Origin of the sequence: Gluconobacter oxydans (assembly GCF_006539685.1) — a bacterium.
GTDB lineage: Bacteria > Pseudomonadota > Alphaproteobacteria > Acetobacterales > Acetobacteraceae > Gluconobacter > Gluconobacter oxydans.
In genome coordinates this window covers 172,292-191,836 of record NZ_BJNM01000003.1, presented here as the reverse complement: position 1 = coordinate 191,836, position 19,545 = coordinate 172,292, and the positions used below count along the sequence as shown (strand labels likewise).

General features: G+C 60.9%; 17 protein-coding genes and 1 tRNA gene. 13 read left to right on the top strand and 5 right to left on the bottom strand.

What is annotated here, in order from left to right; genetic code table 11:
• Together GOX01_RS12825 and GOX01_RS02750 are read left to right on the top strand one after the other, a co-directional pair.
• Nucleotides 1-236 (top strand): hypothetical protein (locus GOX01_RS12825; protein WP_371858523.1); only part of this gene is annotated, 236 nt, incomplete at its 5' end.
• Between the two features lie 60 nt (nucleotides 237-296).
• Nucleotides 297-373 (top strand) — tRNA-Pro (locus GOX01_RS02750).
• Between the two features lie 23 nt (nucleotides 374-396).
• Here the strand turns inward: GOX01_RS02750 and GOX01_RS02745 are convergent.
• From GOX01_RS02745 to GOX01_RS02735, 3 genes are all read right to left on the bottom strand, one after another.
• A complete protein-coding gene (locus GOX01_RS02745; protein ID WP_062269752.1) occupies nucleotides 397-1,521 on the bottom strand; it encodes an AI-2E family transporter in 1,125 nt (374 codons plus the stop codon).
• 122 nt (nucleotides 1,522-1,643) lie between these two features.
• Nucleotides 1,644-2,090: a DUF3574 domain-containing protein gene (locus GOX01_RS02740; RefSeq protein WP_011251709.1), complete on the bottom strand. Its 447-nt coding sequence runs from the start codon at nucleotides 2,088-2,090 to the stop codon at nucleotides 1,644-1,646.
• Nucleotides 2,087-2,773 (bottom strand): NUDIX hydrolase, encoded by a 687-nt coding sequence (locus tag GOX01_RS02735; protein ID WP_024717285.1) that lies wholly within the window; start codon nucleotides 2,771-2,773, stop codon nucleotides 2,087-2,089. Before GOX01_RS02735 ends, GOX01_RS02740 begins: the two co-directional genes overlap by 4 nt.
• A gap of 278 nt (nucleotides 2,774-3,051) precedes the next feature.
• Between GOX01_RS02735 and GOX01_RS02730 the strand changes: the two genes are divergently transcribed.
• From GOX01_RS02730 to GOX01_RS02715, 4 genes are all read left to right on the top strand, one after another.
• Nucleotides 3,052-4,833 (top strand): ABCB family ABC transporter ATP-binding protein/permease, encoded by a 1,782-nt coding sequence (locus GOX01_RS02730; protein ID WP_228119086.1) that lies wholly within the window; start codon nucleotides 3,052-3,054, stop codon nucleotides 4,831-4,833.
• A gap of 71 nt (nucleotides 4,834-4,904) precedes the next feature.
• Entirely contained in the window at nucleotides 4,905-5,207 is a 303-nt protein-coding gene (gene rpmB, locus GOX01_RS02725) for a 50S ribosomal protein L28 (protein WP_011251705.1), read from the top strand.
• Nucleotides 5,208-5,377: 170 nt separating this feature from the next.
• Complete coding sequence (gene fusA, locus GOX01_RS02720) at nucleotides 5,378-7,480, top strand: elongation factor G (protein WP_011251704.1); 2,103 nt, start codon at nucleotides 5,378-5,380, stop codon at nucleotides 7,478-7,480.
• 82 nt (nucleotides 7,481-7,562) lie between these two features.
• Nucleotides 7,563-7,937, top strand: coding sequence for a VOC family protein (locus GOX01_RS02715; protein WP_011251703.1), 375 nt, complete (start codon nucleotides 7,563-7,565; stop codon nucleotides 7,935-7,937).
• 58 nt (nucleotides 7,938-7,995) lie between these two features.
• On the opposite strand, the gene GOX01_RS02710 is transcribed toward GOX01_RS02715, so the two are convergent.
• On the bottom strand, nucleotides 7,996-9,579 hold the full coding sequence (locus GOX01_RS02710; RefSeq protein ID WP_011251702.1) for a S10 family peptidase: 1,584 nt from the start codon (nucleotides 9,577-9,579) through the stop codon (nucleotides 7,996-7,998).
• A gap of 89 nt (nucleotides 9,580-9,668) precedes the next feature.
• The gene (locus GOX01_RS02705) at nucleotides 9,669-12,446 is read right to left on the bottom strand and encodes a phosphoenolpyruvate carboxylase (protein WP_024717287.1); all 2,778 of its coding nucleotides are present in this window, start codon (nucleotides 12,444-12,446) and stop codon (nucleotides 9,669-9,671) included.
• On the opposite strand from GOX01_RS02705, the gene GOX01_RS02700 reads away from it, so the two are divergent.
• From GOX01_RS02700 to GOX01_RS02670, 7 genes are all read left to right on the top strand, one after another.
• The gene (locus tag GOX01_RS02700) at nucleotides 12,383-13,864 is read left to right on the top strand and encodes a DUF445 domain-containing protein (RefSeq protein WP_231139139.1); all 1,482 of its coding nucleotides are present in this window, start codon (nucleotides 12,383-12,385) and stop codon (nucleotides 13,862-13,864) included. The two genes, GOX01_RS02705 and GOX01_RS02700, sit on opposite strands and share 64 nt — an antisense overlap.
• Nucleotides 13,865-13,984: 120 nt before the next feature.
• The gene (locus GOX01_RS02695) at nucleotides 13,985-14,467 is read left to right on the top strand and encodes an SUF system Fe-S cluster assembly regulator (RefSeq protein ID WP_011251698.1); all 483 of its coding nucleotides are present in this window, start codon (nucleotides 13,985-13,987) and stop codon (nucleotides 14,465-14,467) included.
• Between the two features lie 12 nt (nucleotides 14,468-14,479).
• Nucleotides 14,480-15,961 carry a Fe-S cluster assembly protein SufB gene (sufB, locus tag GOX01_RS02690; protein WP_011251697.1) on the top strand — a complete coding sequence of 494 codons (1,482 nt, stop codon included), beginning with the start codon at nucleotides 14,480-14,482 and terminating at the stop codon, nucleotides 15,959-15,961.
• A 1-nt stretch (nucleotide 15,962) separates the two neighbouring features.
• On the top strand, nucleotides 15,963-16,733 hold the full coding sequence (gene sufC / locus GOX01_RS02685; protein ID WP_011251696.1) for a Fe-S cluster assembly ATPase SufC: 771 nt from the start codon (nucleotides 15,963-15,965) through the stop codon (nucleotides 16,731-16,733).
• Nucleotides 16,730-17,926 (top strand): Fe-S cluster assembly protein SufD, encoded by a 1,197-nt coding sequence (sufD, locus tag GOX01_RS02680; protein ID WP_231139140.1) that lies wholly within the window; start codon nucleotides 16,730-16,732, stop codon nucleotides 17,924-17,926. Before sufC ends, sufD begins: the two co-directional genes overlap by 4 nt.
• Nucleotides 17,923-19,164, top strand: coding sequence for a cysteine desulfurase (locus GOX01_RS02675; RefSeq protein WP_062269754.1), 1,242 nt, complete (start codon nucleotides 17,923-17,925; stop codon nucleotides 19,162-19,164). Before sufD ends, GOX01_RS02675 begins: the two co-directional genes overlap by 4 nt.
• Nucleotides 19,161-19,529 (top strand): SUF system Fe-S cluster assembly protein, encoded by a 369-nt coding sequence (locus GOX01_RS02670; protein WP_011251693.1) that lies wholly within the window; start codon nucleotides 19,161-19,163, stop codon nucleotides 19,527-19,529. The genes GOX01_RS02675 and GOX01_RS02670 overlap by 4 nt, the downstream gene beginning before the upstream one ends.
• The last annotated feature ends 16 nt before the right edge of the window (nucleotides 19,530-19,545 follow it).

Sequence of the window (19,545 nt, the reverse complement as noted above, 5' to 3'; positions counted from 1 at the left end):
AAGCCGAAGCCGAAGCCGAAGCCGAAGCCGAAGCCGAAGCCGAAGCCGAAGCCGAAGCCGAAGCCGAAGCCGAAGCCGAAGCGCCAGATTCTGCTCTGCTCGTGAACCTGCGTGACGAAAACGAACTTCTTTTCAATACGCTGGAAAAGACCGAGGCTGAAAACAGCCTGCTGCGTTCGGAACTGCGCGAAATTCTCGAAGAGCTTAGCAATTTGCGAAATCTTCTGCCCGTCTAGTCACAATGCCCCATTGCGGTGACGGCGGGACACTGCTAAACCACCGCCACCGCAGGACGACGGGCAGTAGCGCAGCCTGGTAGCGCACCAGTCTGGGGGACTGGGGGTCGTGGGTTCGAATCCCGCCTGCCCGACCAGTCCTGCGGTAATTTCCCTTTCTTTAAGATCCTTTGTCTTCTGCATAGACGCCTTTGCGCGGATTGACTTCCGTCCAGAGTGTCCACAGCAGATGCAGCGCGGCCATGATGGCCGGTCCAAGGAACAGGCCCAGCAGACCCCAGGTCTCGGCCCCTCCCAGAATTCCCAGCAGAACCCACAGGAACGGCATTTTCGTGCTGCCGCCAATCAGGGCGGGGCGGATGAAGTGATCTGCGATGAAGATCACGACTGAGCCGACGGCCGAGACGACGATTGCACCGATCATGCTGCTCTTTGCCAGCAGAAGCAGGGCCACCAGTCCGACCGTCGGCCAGGCCAGGAACGGGATCATGGCCGCCACGGCCGTCACCATCGCAAACAGCAGGGGCTGGGGCGCGCCTGTTGCCATGTAGACGATGCCCATGATCGCCCCTTCGCCCAGACCCACCAGAACAAGCCCTGCCAGCGTGCCGTGCACGGACGAGATCATCTGTTTGGCTAGACTCTCACCCTGTTCGCCGAACAGGCGCTGCGATCCGAGCAGGCATTTGCGGATCACGCTGTCTCCATCCTTGAGCAGGAAGAACAGCGTCAGGAGCGAGAAGGCGAACAGCGTGCCGCGGCGTGCAAGCTGTGATCCGACCTGTTTGGTCATCTGCATGCCATGTCCCACATCCACCGAATGAAGCAGATGGGACAGGCGTTGCGGGCTCGTCATGTGGTTCTGCCACCAGTTGGTGGCCTGGGCGGACAGGAACGGCAGGTGCGGGACCCATTCCGGCATCGGGATGCCGTTGTTCCGCACGTCATCAATCCATTCCAGCGCACTTCGCGCCTCATCCGCGACCTTCACACCGACCAGCGAGACCGGCACCAGGAAAATCAGTGCCACCGCCAGCGTGAAGACCATCGGCAGCCAGTCGCTGCGTCCGAAGCGCAGCTCGGCCCTGCGGTAGAGGGGCCAGATCGAAATGGCGAACACGCAGCCCCACAGCAGTGCAGGCAGGAAGCCCTTGAGCGTGTAAAGGCCGATCGCCACGAAGAAGAGCGCCAGAAAGCCCCGGGCACGCCGCTGGATCGTTCCGGTTGAGGCAGAGGCCTCGACCGTGATGGTGTCGGGAGAAGGAGGCGGAGAAAAATCGGTCATGAGAATTCCGGAATGAAAATATGTCTGAACTGTCGTCCTGTGCAGAGAGACCTGCTCCGACGAGAGAAGTCCGGATGAAGAAAGATGCAGGAACCTGAGTAACACTGTTCCGCATCATGGAACTATTCCACGGGCACGTTTTCGAATGAAGAGCAGCCGGACTGGATGGCCAGTCCGACGGCCTGCTGACTGAAACGTTTCTGATACGCCTGACGAATGGCTTTCAGATAAGGCTGCAGGTTGCGATCCGAAGACGGAGCCACGATCCAGACGATTCGCGATGCTTCTCGGATAATCCGGTGGCCTGCTGCATCATACCACTGCCCCTGCGCGTCGATCACGGTGAAACCTGCGGGAAAGCGCGGTGTGATTTCGCTGTCCACGAAATTCTGCCAGTCATCGCCATCGATGATGCTGCCATCGGGGCGTGTCAGACCAAACATCAGTCTGATCTGCAGACCGTCGCGGGTCTGGATTTCGCGGCACAGATTGGGTGTGACGCTGACAGGAACGATGCATCCGCCGAGCAGTGGGGCTGTCAGGGTCAGCAGAAGCAGCGTTTTCTTCACGCAGTCCGACCCGTCAGGGCGTTTTGCAGGATCGCGGCTTCAGCAGGGGCGAACAGGCCGCGGCGAATGAACAGGTCGATCAGGACAAGATTGACGTTGAACTTGAACGCATCGGTGTCCCGGACCAGCGCGACGACTTCCTGAATGGGCAGAAGGTAAAAGCTCTCCACTTCGCCATCCTCCGCTATGGGCGTAAACCCCTGCGGAAGGAGCAGGTCATAGCAGTGCAGCACGTCGCGTCGCAGCCCTTCGGGGCGCTCAAGCGCGTATTCGATCCGGCTGACGGCGCGGGCGGTTGCTGCCAGTTCCGTTGGGATTCCCGCTTCTTCCTGCGCTTCCTTGATGACCGTTGTCTGCGGATCGAGGCCTGCGCTCATGCCGCCTGCGACCAGATGATCCAGTTTTCCCGGATCCAGACGCTTGCTCATGCTGCGACGGGCTACCCAAAGGAAAAGTCCGTCCTCACGTTCGACCAGTCCGTTCAGATGCACGCCTTCGGCGGCCAGTCCCAGAACCGGTATGGCGCCGCGATCCACCTGGCCCAGAACGACGCCGCTGTCATTACGGACATCGAAGGCTTCCTCATGGGACGCGTAGAGCCCCATGTCGCACAGGGTCTGGGAGAGCGGCAGAAGCTCCGTGCCGGCGTTTACGCCGAAACCCTGGTCCTTCTGAAGGCCCAATGATTGAAGCGCCTGTGCGGTTGTGGGGCTGACCCAGCCGATCTGTTCTGATCCGCAGAAAAACGGAAGGCGGCCACCTGGCAGGACTGCGCTGTTGCAGGCTGCAATATGCCGAAGAAAGGGTTCGAGGGCAGGGGGGAAGGATTTGTCAGACACAGAGCAATATGTCGCATGCAGACAGGCATTTGCAAAGCATCGCCTGCACTTCCCATAGTCTGTTGATGCTCAAGAAAACCGATTCGACATCTGAAGCGCTCTCCCTGCGGGTGCTGTGGCCCATGATCCGGCCCGAAAAACTCTGGCCCGACGCGACACGCATCGGTTTTGCACTCGTCATTCTTCTGGTGGAAAGCGGCACGGCCGTCGCCACGCCCTGGCTCTTCAGCCGCATGGTCAGCAGCCTGTCACGTCCCGAGACCCTGCTGGCTGTTCCGGTCTGGCTGATTGCCCAGTATGCGGTCATCCGGATCATTTCGGGGCTGGCGACCCCGCTGCGGGAGCTTCTGGTCAAACCTGTCGAAACGGATCTTCAGCGTCGTGTGGCGGTGCTTGGCCTGCGCCATCTGCATGATCTGAGCGTGCGTTTCCATCTGAACCGGCAGACCGGTTCCCTGACGCGCACGCTTGACCGGGGGGCGGATGCGGTCGGGACGCTGTTGTCCCTGGCGCTGTTCAACGTGTTGCCTAATGTCATCGAACTCATCATGACGCTGACCGTCATTCTGAAGATCTTTGACTGGCGTTACGTCGGGCTGCTTCTGCTGGCGCTCGGGCTGTATTCTTCTGTCTCTTATGTCTTTACCCGTCTGAGAATGACGGCGAGACGGGCCCGCAACCGTGCGAGCAACGAGGCCCAGCATCAGTTGGTCGACAGCATTCTGAATTTCGAGACGGTCCGCAGTTTCGCCAACGAACCGCATGAAATCGCCCGTTATGACGCGGCCCGGAAGGATCTCCGGCAGGTTGAAATCAGCCTTCAGCGTTATGTCAGCCTCTCCCAGATCAGCCGCGGCATTCTGATTGCGGTCACGACGACGACCCTGCTGGCCATGGCGGCTCATGATATCGTGGCGCACCGGCTGGCGGTTGCGCAGTTCGTGTTGATCGGCAGTTATCTGAGCGGACTGTACTCATCCGTAGGCGCCCTGAATTACGTCAGTGCAGGCTGGCGCAATGCGCGCGTTGATCTGGAGAATTATCTCGAACTGCTTGCCGTGCGCTCCGAGATCACCCATGCCGTCCAGCCGGTTCGTCTGCCGGGAAAGCTGTCGGAAGCGGGGGCGGCGTCCGTTGCGTTCCGGCATGTTTCCTTTGGCTACAGCCCTGCGCGGCAGATCCTGCATGATGTTTCCATCAATATTCCCGCAGGTACGTCTCTGGCCATTGTGGGGCATACCGGGTCAGGCAAATCCACCCTGGGGCGTCTGCTGACCCGGGCCTATGATCCGACCGAAGGTTCGGTCTGCATTGACGGTCATGACCTGCGCGATATTGCGCCGACTGACATTCAGAACATCATCGGGACGGTTCCGCAGGACACGGTGCTCTTCAATTCCAGCATCGGCGAAAACATTGCCTATGGGGACCTGTCAGCGTCGCGTGAGGAGATCGAGAAGGCGGCCCGGAGTGCGCAGATCGATGCCTTCATCCGTGAACTTCCCGATGGATATGACACTGTTGTTGGCGAGCGCGGCCTGAAGCTTTCCGGGGGAGAGAAGCAGCGTGTGGCCATTGCGCGCGTCATCCTCAAGGACCCGCGCATCCTTCTGCTGGACGAGGCTACGAGCGCGCTTGATACCCGCACGGAAGTCGCCATCCAGAAGGAGCTGGCCGTCCTGTCGCAGGCGCGCACGACAGTTATTGTCGCGCACCGTCTTTCCACGGTTCAGGATGCCGATCGCATCGTGGTGCTTGACGCGGGGCGCGTGGTGGAGCAGGGAAGCCATACGGAACTGCTGTCTGCAGGTGGCCATTATGCCGCAATGTGGGCCGCACAGGCCGGTGAAAACGTCGCTGGACAGCTCTCGGGGGTTGACGAAGCCCCCAAGCATACGTCATAAGCCGCGCCTGATTTACGGAACACGCCGGACCTCGCTGTCCTGCGTCATCCAGCATCGAGGAAAGTACCACCATGTCTCGCCGTTGCCAGATCACGGGCAAGGGCGTGCTGACGGGCAACAACGTCAGCCACGCCAATAACAAGTCCCGCCGTCGTTTTCTCCCGAACCTGCAGGAGACCACGCTGATCTCCGATATTCTCGGTGCTTCGGTGCGCATGCGCCTGTCCACCGACGGTATCCGCACGGTCGAGCACAACGGTGGACTGGATTCGTTCCTGCTGGGTACGCCGAACCGCAAGCTTCCGACGGAAGCCCAGGTCATCAAGCGCCGTATCCTGCGCGTTCAGGAACGCAAGGCTGCCCAGACCGCCTGAGAAATCTTTGCCGGACTTTGTTTGGTAACAAGATTGCTCTTGAAAACCATGGCGGTCTGCGTCATTCAGCCGCCACTGGGATAAATCAGGTTCGGTCCTTTCAATAGGACCGCAGCGGAGGTGTTTCGGTTCAGGCTGAAACACCTTTCATTGTATTTTGGAGGTTCTCCGTGTCCGAAAGCGTTCAGGAAGCCAAGTCGGCTCTCTCGAAGATTCGCAACATCGGTATTACCGCGCATATCGATGCCGGTAAGACCACGACGACCGAGCGTATCCTGTATTACACGGGTGTCTCTCACAAGATCGGTGAGGTCCACGAAGGCAACACCACGACCGACTACATGGCGCAGGAACGTGAGCGTGGCATCACGATCACCTCGGCAGCCGTGACGTGTGAGTGGAACGACCACCGCATCAACATCATCGACACCCCGGGCCACATCGACTTCAACATCGAAGTCAACCGTTCGCTCCGCGTGCTCGATGGCGCGATCTTCGTGATCGAAGGCGTGGCCGGCGTGCAGCCGCAGTCCGAAACGAACTGGCGCCTTGCTGACCGTTACAACGTTCCGCGCATCATCTTCATCAACAAGCTCGACCGTACCGGTGCGGACTTCTACTACGCCTTCAGCACGCTGAAGGAGAAGCTCGACATCGTTGCAGTGCCGCTGCAGCTCCCGATCGGCGCCGAAGAAAACTTCATCGGTGTGGTCGACCTGGTCGAGATGCGCGCCATCGTGTGGGAAGGCGGCGAACTCGGCGCCAAGTTCCACTACGAAGAGATCCCTGACGATCTGAAGGAAAAGGCTGCCGAAGCCCGCCAGACGCTGCTCGACACGGCTCTCGCCATGGACGACGCTGCCATGGAAGAGTACTTCGAGAAGGGTGACGTGGACGTCGCAATCCTGAAGAAGTGCATCAAGAAGGGTGCGATCTCCGGCGAATTCCGTCCCGTCATGTGCGGTACGGCCTTCAAGAACAAGGGCGTGCAGCCCCTGCTCGACGCCGTCATCGACTACCTGCCGGCTCCTGACGAAGTCGAAGGCATCCGCATCGCTCCGCCGGAAGGCGAAGAGGTCGACGAGGACTTCCTGCCGATCGTTCCGGTTGATCCGGATGGCAAGTTCGCTGGCCTTGCGTTCAAGATCATCTCCGACAAGTACGGCACGCTGACCTTCGTCCGCGTCTATCGTGGCGTCCTGAACTCCGGCGACACCATACTGAACACGACGAAGGGTCACAAGGAACGCGTCGGTCGCATGTTCCAGATGCACGCCGACAAGCGTCAGGAAGTGAAGTCCGTCGGTGCCGGTGACATCGCCGCATTCGTGGGCCTCAAGGACACCGTCACGGGTGACACGCTTGCCGATGCCGCCGATCCGGTGGTTCTGGAGCGTATGCAGTTCCCGGTCCCGGTCATCGACATCTCCGTCGAGCCGAAGACCAAGGACGCCGTCGAGAAGATGACGCTGGCCCTGCAGAAGCTGACGGCCGAAGATCCGTCCCTGCACCTCAAGACCGATCAGGAAACGGGTCAGACCATCCTGTCCGGCATGGGCGAGCTTCACTTGGACATCATCGTTGACCGTCTGCGTCGTGAATACGGCGTCGATGCCAACATCGGTGCACCGCAGGTGGCCTATCGTGAGACGATCACGAAGCCGCATGTCGAGACCTACACCCACAAGAAGCAGTCTGGTGGTTCGGGTCAGTTCGCTGAAGTCAAGATCGAGTTCGCTCCTTCCGAGAAGCCGGATGAGATCATCTTCGAGAACAAGGTCGTCGGTGGTACGGTTCCGAAGGAATACATCCCGGCTGTCGAAAAGGGCATCCGCATGCAGAGCACCACGGGTGTTCTCGCCGGCTTCCCGACCGTGGACTTCAAGTTCACGCTGCTCGACGGTAAGTACCATGACGTTGACTCGTCGGCTCTGGCCTTCGAAATCGCCGCCAAGGCCTGCTTCCGTGAAGGCATGAAGAACGCCGGTCCGGTGATCCTCGAGCCGATCATGGACGTGGAAATCACCACGCCGAACGATCACGTTGGTGACGTCGTGGGCGATCTCAACCGTCGCCGCGGCATCATCCAGAACCAGGAAACCGCTGGTTCGACCGTCATGATCCGCGCACAGGTGCCGCTGAAGGAAATGTTCGGCTACATCTCGCACCTGCGTTCTGCAACGAAGGGTCGTGCATCCTTCACCATGCAGTTCCATCACTACGATCCGGTGCCGCGCAACGTGGCTGAAGAAATCATCGCGAAGTCCGCCTGATTTCTTCACTCCGGTGAAACATCAGACCCCGCCAGAGCAATCTGGCGGGGTTTTTTGTGTTCCCCTTTCAAGGAAAAACCTGATGTCCCAGTCTGAACCCCGGAGATCCGTCATTGCCATTCTGCCGGTGAACGATCTCGCGCAGGCAGAGCAGTTTTTTGCGGTCCTCGGCTTCTCGTCCCGCAACGGAAGTTCAGCCGAATACAGGCTTCTGGAAACGGCGGACGGTGAGGAACTCCATCTGACGCAGGCTGTTCCCGGCTGGGTGGAGGCCGGGCACAATCCGTTCGGTCTTTATTTCCGTCGTCCGGATGTGGGTGCGCTGGCGCAGGCCTTCGCTGGCCAAGTCCTTGAGAAGGAAGGGCCGTCGGTCAGGCCCTGGGGCATGTACGAGTTTGCGGTCAACGGGCCTGACTGCGTCCTTGTGCGGATCGGCTGGCCTGTCCGGAAGGGCTGAGCACAAAAAAAGCGGCGAAAGGTTTCCCCTTCGCCGCCTTGTCCGGTCCCGTCAGGGATCAGTGCAGATTGTCTGTCCGACGGATGAAGGCTGCCACGTTGTCATGGAGCTGCTGCAGCGTCGCCGGGTCCACATAGACCATGTGGCCGGACGTGTACTGCGCATATTCGATGTTCTTCTGCAGGCTGTTCGGCATCGGCAGATGCTTCATCTCGTACACGCCTTCAAAATAAGGCGTTGCGAGATCGTAGTAGCCGGCGTTGAGCATGACATGCAGGTTCGGATTGGTCTTCATCGCCATGGCCAGATCCGTCATGACGTTCGGCTCGCCCTTGGGCTGGTAGCCGTGGCCGGGCTGACGGTGATGGCTGTCCCAGTGGTCCTGGCTGTTATAGAGGCGGTAATCCTCGTCCGTGCCGTATTTGAGCGTGTTGCGGACGTAGTCGTTGAAGACCGTGACATAAGCCGAGCTGATGGCGCTGGACTGCGGATCGTAATCCACTTCCTGGCTCATCGGATCGATCGTCGGGCTTGAATAGCGGGTGTCCAGACGGCCCGTCGCCATCCCGGTCTTCGCCTGAAGCTGCTGGTCGAATTCGCCGCCATTGACGCGCAGATCCGCCCGCAGAATGTAGTCGACCGGCAGGCCCGTGTAGTCATGCAGCTTTGCCGCAATGGCCTGACGCTGGTCTTCCGGCAGATCCGCACCCTGACGCAGGGCCAGCGTGTAGTCGGTCATTGCGAAATGCTCGACCTCATGCAGGAAAGCCTTCAGGTCCGGATGTTCGGCCGGCAGGCAGTGATGGTACCAGGCCGTGGCGGCGTAGGTGGGCAGGGCGAGCACATACGGATCGTCCATGCCTGCATTGAACTGCGGGCTGTCATCGCTGTTGTCGTAGTTCAGGATCTGCGACAGCAGGATCACGCCGTTGAAGTCGATGTTCTCGTCCTGCTCAAGGTCGTTGATGACCACGGCCGAGCGCATCGTGCCATAGCTCTCGCCGAACAGGTATTTGGGCGAGTTGTAGCGGTGATACTTGGCCAGGAACTTCGAGATGAAGTGGGTGAAGGCTTCACCGTCACCATCGACGCCAAGGAATTCCTTGTCAGCGTCCTTGCCGGCAATCCGCGAGAAACCCGTGCCCGGCGCGTCGATGAAGACGACGTCCGAGACGTCCAGCAGGGACTGCGGGTTGTTGATGAGCGCATACGGAGCGGCCGGCAGATGGGTGTCACCCGGCGTGTTCACGCGGCGCGGGCCGAAGGTGCCCATGTGAACCCAGACAGAGGCCGAGCCCGGACCGCCGTTATAGAGGAAGGTGATCGGGCGCTTTTCGGCGGGAACGCCTTCCTTGAAATAGGCGGTGTAGAACATGGAGGCGACGGGCGCGTTCTTGCTGTCGTCATCCTTGCCGCCATCGAGCTTGGTGCCACGCTTGGCCAGGATATCGCCGGAATCGTTGTAGTCGGCGCCATGAACCAGAATGGTGCCTGCAACTGCCCGGTAGGGGATGGTCGCACCATTGACCGTTACGGTTCCGTTCGTCACGCTGTCAGCATTGGGCGCCGGTGTGGCAGGACCTGCCGCCAGAGCAGGCACAGCCATCATGGCTGCACCCAGAAGAAGGGCCTTGCGAAGCATGCAGAGGAACTTTCCGTTGAATGTTATGACGCGAGCTTTCTAACCGCAGGCGGCCGCACTGGACAAGAGTTGCGGCCGCGGATCATTCCTCAGCCGAAAGCCCGGTTGGCGTGCATGATCGCCACGCCGATCTCACGCAGCAGTGCAAAGCAGCGTGACAGCGGCGCGAAGATTTCCTCATGCTCCCGCGCGAAACCGGCGGCTTCAGCGGCGTCACCCGGCTCCCCGAAGTCGAGATTGGCAACGCTGGGAGCGGTGACCGGGAACAGATCTTCCAGCAGATGCAGCGCGCGCGGCACATCCAGGCAGAGGATCAGGTTCGTGATCGCTTCGCGTGTCAGGCTGTTGCGCGGCCCGAAATAGGGGATGCGGGTTGAAAGCGCCCACAGCCGGTCGATGAGGGCGAAACGGATGGCATGAAGCAGCTTCTCGCGGGCTTCCATACGGGGCGCATCCGGCCAGGCTGCGCGCAGGGCGATATGATCCGCCTGGATGCGCCGGAACATGGCCGGGCCACTGGCCCAGAAGCGCAGCAGTTCCAGACCGTGCGAAATGCACAGCAGGCTCTGACGTTCTTCATCGCTCCGGGCTTTCGCTGCACGGTCCAGCCAGGTTCCGGGATCGAGCTGGTGGATCGTCGTCCGCAGTACGTCCAGATCCGAGTGGGCCAGGGCCTGACGGGCGAAATCCATGGCTTCGCGGAAACGCGAGGATTCCGTGGCGAACTGCTCGAATGTTTCGGGATGACGCTGCGCCGCGTTGCCAAGTCCATGCAGCACATTCGCCCACCAGCCCAGCTGCTGGAGAATGGCGTTGTTGGGAATGGCGCGGAGCTGTCCCGGATGGGTGATGCGTGTGACCGTCGCCGCGTCCGACTGACGCGCGGAAGGACGCGATCCTGTCTTGTCGATCAGGGCCGGACCGAATGCGCTCAGCAGCGCTGCATAGCCCGGATCATCGACCAGTGCGCCCATGTCGAGCGCGATGGTGGAGAAGAAATCCGATGCGAAGTCAGGCCGCGTATAAACCGGATCTTTCGTGTCCAGCGGGATATCGGCCACATGTTCCGCCAGCGTTGCGATGGTGGAGGCCGCAAGCGCCTTCGTGCCGAACAGCGTGTAGCCGTCTCCGCCCTGGAATGCGGTTTCGACCCGGCAGCCGATCCCGGCCTCGCGCATGGCAAGGCGCGTGCGGGCAGGGGAGAAATAGTCCAGACGCTGGCGCAGGCTGAACGGATGCGCGCCCCGTCCGATGCTTTCGCCATGCGTGTCGAACAGCGTCAGGGAGACGTCCTCCAGGCCGTGCTCTGCCAGCAGGGAAAGGGTCCGCATGCGCAGGCGTTCGACCAGGTTGGTGGCTGCGAGCTGTCCGACATAACGACCCGAGTCGGAATATCCGAACTGAAGCGACAGGCGGCCGTTCGCCCTCAGGTAATCGCGCCAGTGGCTGGAGCGGAAAGCCTCTTCCAGAATGGTCTCGCCGTTTTCAAGCGCGCTTTCCGTCTCGAACAGCGGCGAGATCTCGATCTGGTTGTCCTTGATCCCGAACAGGCGTGCCAGCCAGAGCGTGGCGAGCAGGGTATAGCCGCTTTCGGTTTCGGCAATGAGGAAGCGGATGGGCGAGCCGGAATCGATGTGCTTGAGGATCTGCGCCATCGTCATCATCAGCCGCGCGGCTGAGGCGGGCTCGACCAGCAGGGCTCCGAAATCCACGGCGCGGGGTTTCAGGTCCGAAAGGGCCTCATCGATCCTGGCCAGCAGAACGCGCCGACGTGAGGGCAGGGCGGGATCATCGGTCAGGCCAAGCCGGGTGCGGGCCACGTTGTAGATCTGTGCGGCATTCAGCCTTGTATGGATCCGGGCGATCCCGAGGCCGTGGTTCATGAAGCCGGCACGGATGGTTCGCAGGTGCAGTCTGGCTTCATCATCCAGCCCGACCGCTGCGTCCTGGAACAGCGGCAGAAGCTCGGTGGCGTCGAGCAGCGCCTTGTCCCGGCAGGCGATCAGTGTCTGAGCAAAATCCTTGATGATTTCCGGAGCTGCGTCCTTGCCGGTCGGGCAGGCGGCGTGCTGCGTCTTGACCGCCTCGATCGCCCGGCGCGCGCGCATGGCCAGTGCGCTGTCCTGCAGGCCCAGGCGCTCCAGTCCGTCCGTGAGGCGATGAAGCTGGGAGGATTTCAGCTCAAGGCGGATCCGCAGCGTGTCCCACCAGCCGATGTCGTTCCGGCCATCGGTATCGAACCCGACCCAGCTTGCGAGGATGACGGGCGAGGGATCGACCTGACCGGCCTCGCCGGACCAGCGCTGGGACATTTCCTGTAGCAGCGCTTCGGTCAGATCGTCGAGCGCATCACGTCCCCGCAGGATAGCTGCCAGAGCTAGCGCCTGTTCCTGCGCCAGTGTCGGGGGGGCCGGACGGCGATGCGTCTTCAGGCAGGGCACCGGCAGTTCCGGATTTTCAGCACGCTGCGTCAGGATTTCATAGACGCCGTCCGCCAGTGCGAAGGTCGGGTGGGCGGTAAAGACGGCGGCAATCTGCGGCACCGTCAGGGAGACGGCAGCCGGGGCCTGATCGACAAGGCGTTTCGCCACGGCTTCGAGGCGGCCCTGGGGAGCAGCGGTATCGAGCCCGACATAGGAGCGCAGATGGGCGGCCCGTTCTACGAAATGCTCGTCACGCAGGGCGCGGACGACATTCTCGATTTCGTCCAGCTGCGTCCTGCTCTCGCTCCGGTCGTCGTCCGACAGGCCCTGTCCAATGGATGCAATCAGGTCTGCGAGGCCATCGCGCTCATGGAGAAGCCGTGACGTCATTGCGTCAATACGGTCATGGAGGGACGGATCGAGCCGGGAGGCGCAGTCAGACATCGGGAGCAGTCTCGCTTCTGCGGAAAAAATGGGACGAAGACGGGGCGCAATACTTTTCATGCCCTGTCATCAAGCGCAACCTTGCTCTGGGCGCGACAGCACGGCAGGATGATGCTATCGGTGCGCTCATGCACGCGGACACGACCCCACCCGTTTCCCGGAAATCCAGCCCCACAGGTTTCTCGCCCAGGTTCATGGCCGGCGGCCTGCTCGTCGGCATGGGTGTTCTCGCTGCGGGAACGACACTTGCAGCCGCCCGTCATATCGGGGACGGCAGTCTTGCGTTCGGCCTGTTGCGTGCCGGATCGCGGGCAGGCGTTGTGGGTGGTCTTGCTGACTGGTTTGCGGTTACGGCCCTGTTCCGTCATCCGCTGGGGCTGCCCATTCCCCATACGGCCATTCTGCCGCGGCAGAAAGAACGGCTCGGCCAGGCGCTGGGGCGCTTCATTTCCGGTCAGTTCTTCACGGAGGACGATGTCCGCCGTGCCCTGTCGAAAATCGACCTCTCCGGCCTGATTGCCGACATGCTGAACGACCCGGCGAACCGCCAGACGCTCGTCACCAGCATGCGCTCCGCCATTCCGCTGATGTTCGACCGGATGGAAGACGGGCGCGCCAAGACTGCCATTTCGCGCGCGCTTCCGGTTCTGCTGAATGGTGAGGAAATGGCTCCCCTCGTTTCGCGTGGGATGCGGGCGATGGTGGACAGCGAGATGCATCAGGAGGTCCTGTCCTTCCTGCTGGAGCGCATTAAGACGACCGTGACCTCCCGTGAGTCCGATCTGCGTCATTTCGTGGAAGAACGTGTGCGCGAGCAGGGGGGGCGTTTTCTGGGCTGGGCCATTGGTGGTTCGGTCGCCAGCCGCGTCCTCATGGCGCTGCATGCCGAGTTCGAGCGGGTCGATCCGATGGACTCGGAACTGCGGCACGGGTTCACCACCTGGGTCCGGGGTGAGATCGACCGTATTGAAAACGATCCTGCCCGGCGCAAGGACATGGCCGATACGATCACGTCTGTCCTGACGCATACCAGCCTCAAGGGATGGAGTTCGGAGCTGTGGGAGCGTCTGCGGCGCATGGTTGAGGAAGACAGCGGACGCGAGGATGGCTGGAGCGCCACCGTCATCGATGCGGCCATCGTCCAGCTCGCCAGTGCCCTGCGCTCCAATGAATCCCTGCGGCTGAAGGTTAATCAGGCTGTCGAAAGTACCGTCCAGCGGATCCTGCCTGGCCTGCGTGAAAAGCTCTCGGGGTTTATCGCGGCTGTCATGGCGGGCTGGGATGGTAATGATCTGGCGGCCCGGCTGGAGTCGCGGGTGGGGCGGGATCTGGCCTATATCCGCATAAATGGCACCGTTGTCGGTTTTCTTGCCGGAGCGGCGCTCGACGGCGTTTCCCGACTGTTTTTTGGCGTGTAACATTCCATGTCCGGAGACGGGGGGATACAGAAGTCTTGACCTTTGCCCGGGATTGGGTCATTTGGAACAAATCAGGACTTAGCAAGTCTTGAATTAGAACAAGATGTGAGTGTGCAAGCGATGCTGAGGCTGTCAAAACTGGCCGATTACGCCACTGTCCTTCTGGTCCATCTCGGTCGTCACGAAGGACTGGCAACAGCAGCAGCCCTTGCAGTGGAAACCGGCGTTCCTGAACCGACCGTCGCCAAGCTTCTCAAGGGACTGGCCTCCAGTGGCCTGGTTCTGTCCCATCGTGGCGCCCGCGGCGGATACCGTCTTTCCAGCGAACTTGAAACCGTGACGGTCGCAACCGTTATTGCTGCTGTGGATGGTCCGATCGCCATCACGGCCTGCTGTGACGGACGCGAGTGCGAGCACAGTTCGCTGTGCGGCCTGTCCGGACAGTGGGATGTCGTGAATGACGCCATCCTCAAAACGCTCAACAGCATCACACTGGCAGATATGGGCCGTCACGCGGAGCGCCTGCCAAGGCGCAGCCCCGCGTCTGCACCTGTCGCCCCCGCCGGAGCGGAGACTTCTTCCGTGACCGACGCGGTCAGTTAAGGACAACACACCATGCCAGCCGTGACGGAAACCCGCGAGACAGTCGAAAAGCTCGCGAAATCCAGCTACGAATGGGGTTTCGAGACCGATATCGAGATGGATATCGCGCCCAAGGGCCTCAACGAGGAGACGGTTCGCCTGATCTCCGAGCGCAAGGGTGAGCCGCAGTGGATGCTGGACTGGCGCCTGAAGGCCTTTCGCGCGTGGCTGGAAATGGAAGAGCCGACCTGGGCCCATATCCATCATCCGCCGATCGACTATCAGGATGCGCATTATTTCGCGCAGCCGAAGAAGAAGCCCGGCCCCAAAAGCCTTGACGAAGTCGATCCCGAGCTGCTCAAGACCTACGCCAAGCTGGGTATTCCCCTGCATGAGCAGGCTTTGCTCGCCGGTGTCGAAGGTGCAGAGGAGCGTCTGCCCGTTGCCGTGGATGCCGTTTTTGACAGCGTGTCCGTCGCGACGACCTTCCGCAAGACGCTTGCCGAAGCCGGGGTGATCTTCTGCCCGATCTCCGACGCCATCCGTGAGCATCCCGAACTGGTCCAGAAATATCTGGGCACGGTGGTTCCGGTGGCGGACAACTTCTTTGCGGCCCTGAACTCTGCCGTCTTCACGGATGGCTCGTTCGTCTACATTCCGGAGGGCGTGCGTTGCCCAATGGAGCTGTCCACCTATTTCCGCATCAATGCGCGTAATACGGGACAGTTCGAGCGTACGCTCATCATCGCGGAGGATCGCGCCACCGTCTCCTATCTGGAAGGCTGCACGGCGCCGCAGCGTGACGAAAACCAGCTTCATGCGGCTGTGGTCGAGCTTGTCGCGATGGAAGACGCCTCGATCAAGTATTCCACCGTCCAGAACTGGTATCCGGGCGACGATGAAGGCCGTGGCGGCATCTACAATTTCGTCACCAAGCGTGGCATCTGCCGGGGCGCGCGGTCCAAGATTTCCTGGACGCAGGTCGAAACCGGCTCTGCCATTACGTGGAAATATCCGTCCTGCGTGCTCGCCGGTGAGGGATCGGTTGGCGAGTTCTATTCGGTTGCGGTGACCAACAATCATCAGCAGGCCGATACGGGCACGAAGATGATCCATCTGGCGCCGAACACGCGCTCGACGATCATCGCCAAGACCATCTCCGCCGGGCACTCCGACAGCACCTATCGCGGTCTGGTCCGCATGCAGCCGAAGGCGCGCAACGCACGCAACTTCACGCAGTGCGACAGCCTTCTGATCGGCGACCAGTGCGGCGCGCATACGGTGCCCTATATCGAAAGCCGCAACATGACGGCGCGCGTGGAGCATGAAGCGACCACGTCCAAAATCTCCGAAGACCAACTCTTCTACTGCCGTTCGCGCGGCCTGTCGGAAGAAGATGCAGTCGGTCTGATCGTCAATGGTTTCTGCCGCGAGGTGCTCAAGGAGCTCCCGATGGAATTCGCGGTCGAGGCGCAGAAGCTTCTGCAGATCAGCCTCGAAGGAAGTGTGGGTTAATATGAGCGATTTTCTGAAAATTCAGGGTCTTCAGGCCCGCATCGACGCCGACGGCACGCCTAAGGACATCCTCAAGGGGCTCGATCTCGAGGTGCCCAAGGGCGAAGTCCACGCCATCATGGGGCCGAACGGTTCGGGTAAATCCACGCTGTCCTATGTGCTGGCCGGTCGTGACGACTACGAGGTTACGGGCGGTTCCGCCACGTTCAAAGGCCAGGACCTGCTGGCGCTTGAACCTGAAGAGCGTGCCGCGCTTGGTCTGTTTCTGGCGTTTCAGTCGCCGGTTGAACTGCCGGGTGTGAACAACGCGAACTTCCTGCGCACGGCCGTGAATGCCGTTCGCCGGGCGCGCGGTGAAGCCGAACTGGATGCCGTGGCCTTCCTCAAGGCTGTCCGCGCCGAGACCAAGCACCTGTCCATGTCCGATGACATGCTAAAGCGTGCGGTCAATGTTGGCTTTTCGGGCGGTGAGAAGAAGCGCAACGAAGTGCTCCAGATGCGTCTGCTCCAGCCGTCTTTCGCCATTCTTGACGAGACGGACAGCGGTCTGGACATCGATGCCCTGCGCATCGTGGCTGAAGGCGTGAATTCCCTGCGCAGCCCGGATTTCTCGGCTCTGGTCATCACCCATCACCAGCGCCTGCTCGATTACATCGTGCCGGATCGCGTGCATGTCATGGCGCATGGTCGCATCATCCATAGTGGCGGTCCTGACATCGCCAAGACGCTTGAGAAGCAGGGTTACACGCAGTTCCTCGAGGCGGCAGCGTGAGCGGAACCCCAACCGTGACGCAGAACGCTGTTCCGGCTCTGGAGGCGTTTGTTGCGCGTGCCGCCGGGCAGGGTGCGGCTCTGGCCGACACGGGACTGCCGACGCGTCGCGTCGAAGCCTGGCGTTATACGCCGCTGCGTTCGATCGCGGATACGGCGTGGCAGAAGGCTGTACCCCTGTCGACCGAAACCGCCACTGCGCTGCTGGACCGTCTGGTTCTGCCTGAAACGGGCGCCCGCATGGTCTATGGCAATGGCCAGCTTCTGAGCACGTTGTCGGCCCTGCCAGAAACAGTTCGGCAGGCTTCGGAAAATGTCTCTCCGCTTAAGGGGGTGTTTTCCGCGACACTGAATACGGCGCTTGGTGAAAGAGGTCTCGACATTCGTGTTCCCGCTGGAACGGATGCTGGTCTTCTGACGCTCGTCAGCCTGTCCGATGGGCAGGATGTTTCGACGCATCTTCAGCACCGCATCGTGCTGGAAGACGGCGCGTCCCTGACACTGTACGATGTCAGCGCAGGTGAGGGGCGTTATATCGCCAATCCGCGTTTCGATATCGTCGTAGGCAAGGGGGCAACCCTGCGTCACGTCAAGGTGCAGCGTGAGAGCCTGACCGCCACGCATCTCGCCATCGTTTCGGCCGATGTGGCGGAGAAGGGCGAATATGACAGCTTTACCCTGAACCAGGGCAGCAGCCTTGCGCGTCATGAAGCTGTCGTGACACTGGGCGCACCTCACGCCATGGCGCATGTGAATGGCGTACAGATCGTCGATGGTCAGCGCCTGAACGACCTGACGTCCATGATCCACCATGCCGCCCCCGATGGAAGCTCGCGCCAGACCGTCAAGACGGTGCTGTCCGAGGCCGGGCAGGGTGTTTTCCAGGGCAAGATCCTTGTTGATCGCGTGGCCCAGAAAACTGACGGCTATCAGATGAACCAGGCGCTGCTGCTGTCTGAAAAGGCACAGATCAACAGCAAGCCCGAGCTGGAAATCTACGCTGACGACGTCAAGTGTAGCCACGGCGCGACTGTTGGGGCGCTTGATGACGAGCAGCTCTTCTATCTGCGCTCCCGCGGTATTGCGGAAGCGGATGCGCGGGACATGCTCGTGCGCGCTTTCCTGATTGATGCGCTGGATCTGGTTTCCGACGAAGGTCTGCGTGATCTGCTGCTGCGGAGCATGACGTCATGACCCTCGCTGACAGCCGTACCGGGATGGATATGCCGAAAATCCGCGCCCATTTCCCGATCCTGAACGAAACCGTTCATGGTCGGCCTCTGGTCTTTCTCGACAGCGCGGCCTCCTCCCAGAAGCCGGATGTCGTGATCGAGGCCATGCGGGATGCGGCATATCACCAGTATGCCAACATCCATCGTGGCCTGCACTGGATGAGCGAGCGCACGACGGAAGCCTATGAGCGCGCCCGTCATGACGTGGCCCGTCTCCTGAATGCGCCCGATCATCGGGAAATAGTTTTCACCCGTAACAGCACCGAGGCCATCAACCTCGTGGCCCATAGTTTCGGCAGTATGCTGAAGCGGGGGCAGGCGGTTCTGATTTCCGAGCTTGAGCATCACGCCAATATCGTGCCCTGGCTCATGCTCCGGGATCGTGCGGGTATCGAACTGCGTGTCGCCCCCATCAATGACGCCGGCGATATTGATCTGGACGCTTATGAAGCGCTTCTGTCCGATGGCAAGGTGGGGCTTGTCGCCGTCACGCACATGTCCAATGTGCTGGGAACGATCACGCCGGCCCGGAAACTGACGGAAATCGCTCACGCTTACGGCGCGCGCATCCTGCTGGATGGTTCGCAGTCGGTGGTGCATCGCAAGATCGACGTGCAGGATATTGGAGCGGATTTCTTTACCTTCACCGGTCACAAGCTCTATGGCCCCACGGGGATCGGGGCGCTCTGGGGGAAGATGGAGCTGCTGGACATTATGCCGCCTTTCATGGGCGGCGGGGACATGATCCAGAACGTGTCTTTCGAGCGTGCCACCTGGGCGCATGTTCCGCACAAGTTCGAGGCCGGTACGCCCGCCATTCTGGAGACGATCGGTCTGGGGGCGGCTGTCCGCTTCGTGGAAGAGATCGGCTATGACGCTACCTCGCGCCATGAAGCTGAGCTGACCGCTTATGCTCTGGAAAAGATGCGTGGGATCAACAGTCTGCGCATTCTGGGCGAGCCTGAAGAGCGCGGGGGCGTGATCTCCTTCGTCATGGACGGTGCGCACCCGCATGATCTGGCAACGTTGCTGGATCAGCTTGGAATTGCCATCCGGGCCGGGCAGCATTGTGCCGAACCTCTGGTGCGACGTCTCGGCGTTCATGCCACCGCGCGCGCCAGTTTTGGCATTTACACCACGACTGAAGAGATCGATGCGCTGATCGAAGGCCTTGAACGGGCCCGGATGATGCTCACATGAGTGAAGCCATGACCGATATCACAACCAGTGAAGATACAGCTGCTGTCCCCGCAACAGGGACGGCGCCCGATCAGGAAGCGGTCATCGCTGCCATCGCGACGGTGTATGACCCTGAAATCCCGGTCAACATCTATGAACTCGGTCTGATCTACGCGATCGACCTGCATGATGACGGTCGTATCCATATCGAGATGACGCTGACGGCGCCTAACTGCCCCAGTGCGCAGGAACTGCCGGAAATGGTGCGCGATGTTGTTTCCCATGTTCCGGGTGTTACCCAGGCTACGGTGGAAATCGTCTGGGATCCGCCGTGGGATATGAGCCGCATGAGCGACGATGCCCGTCTTGCCCTCAACATGTTCTGATCCGGAAAGAACCATC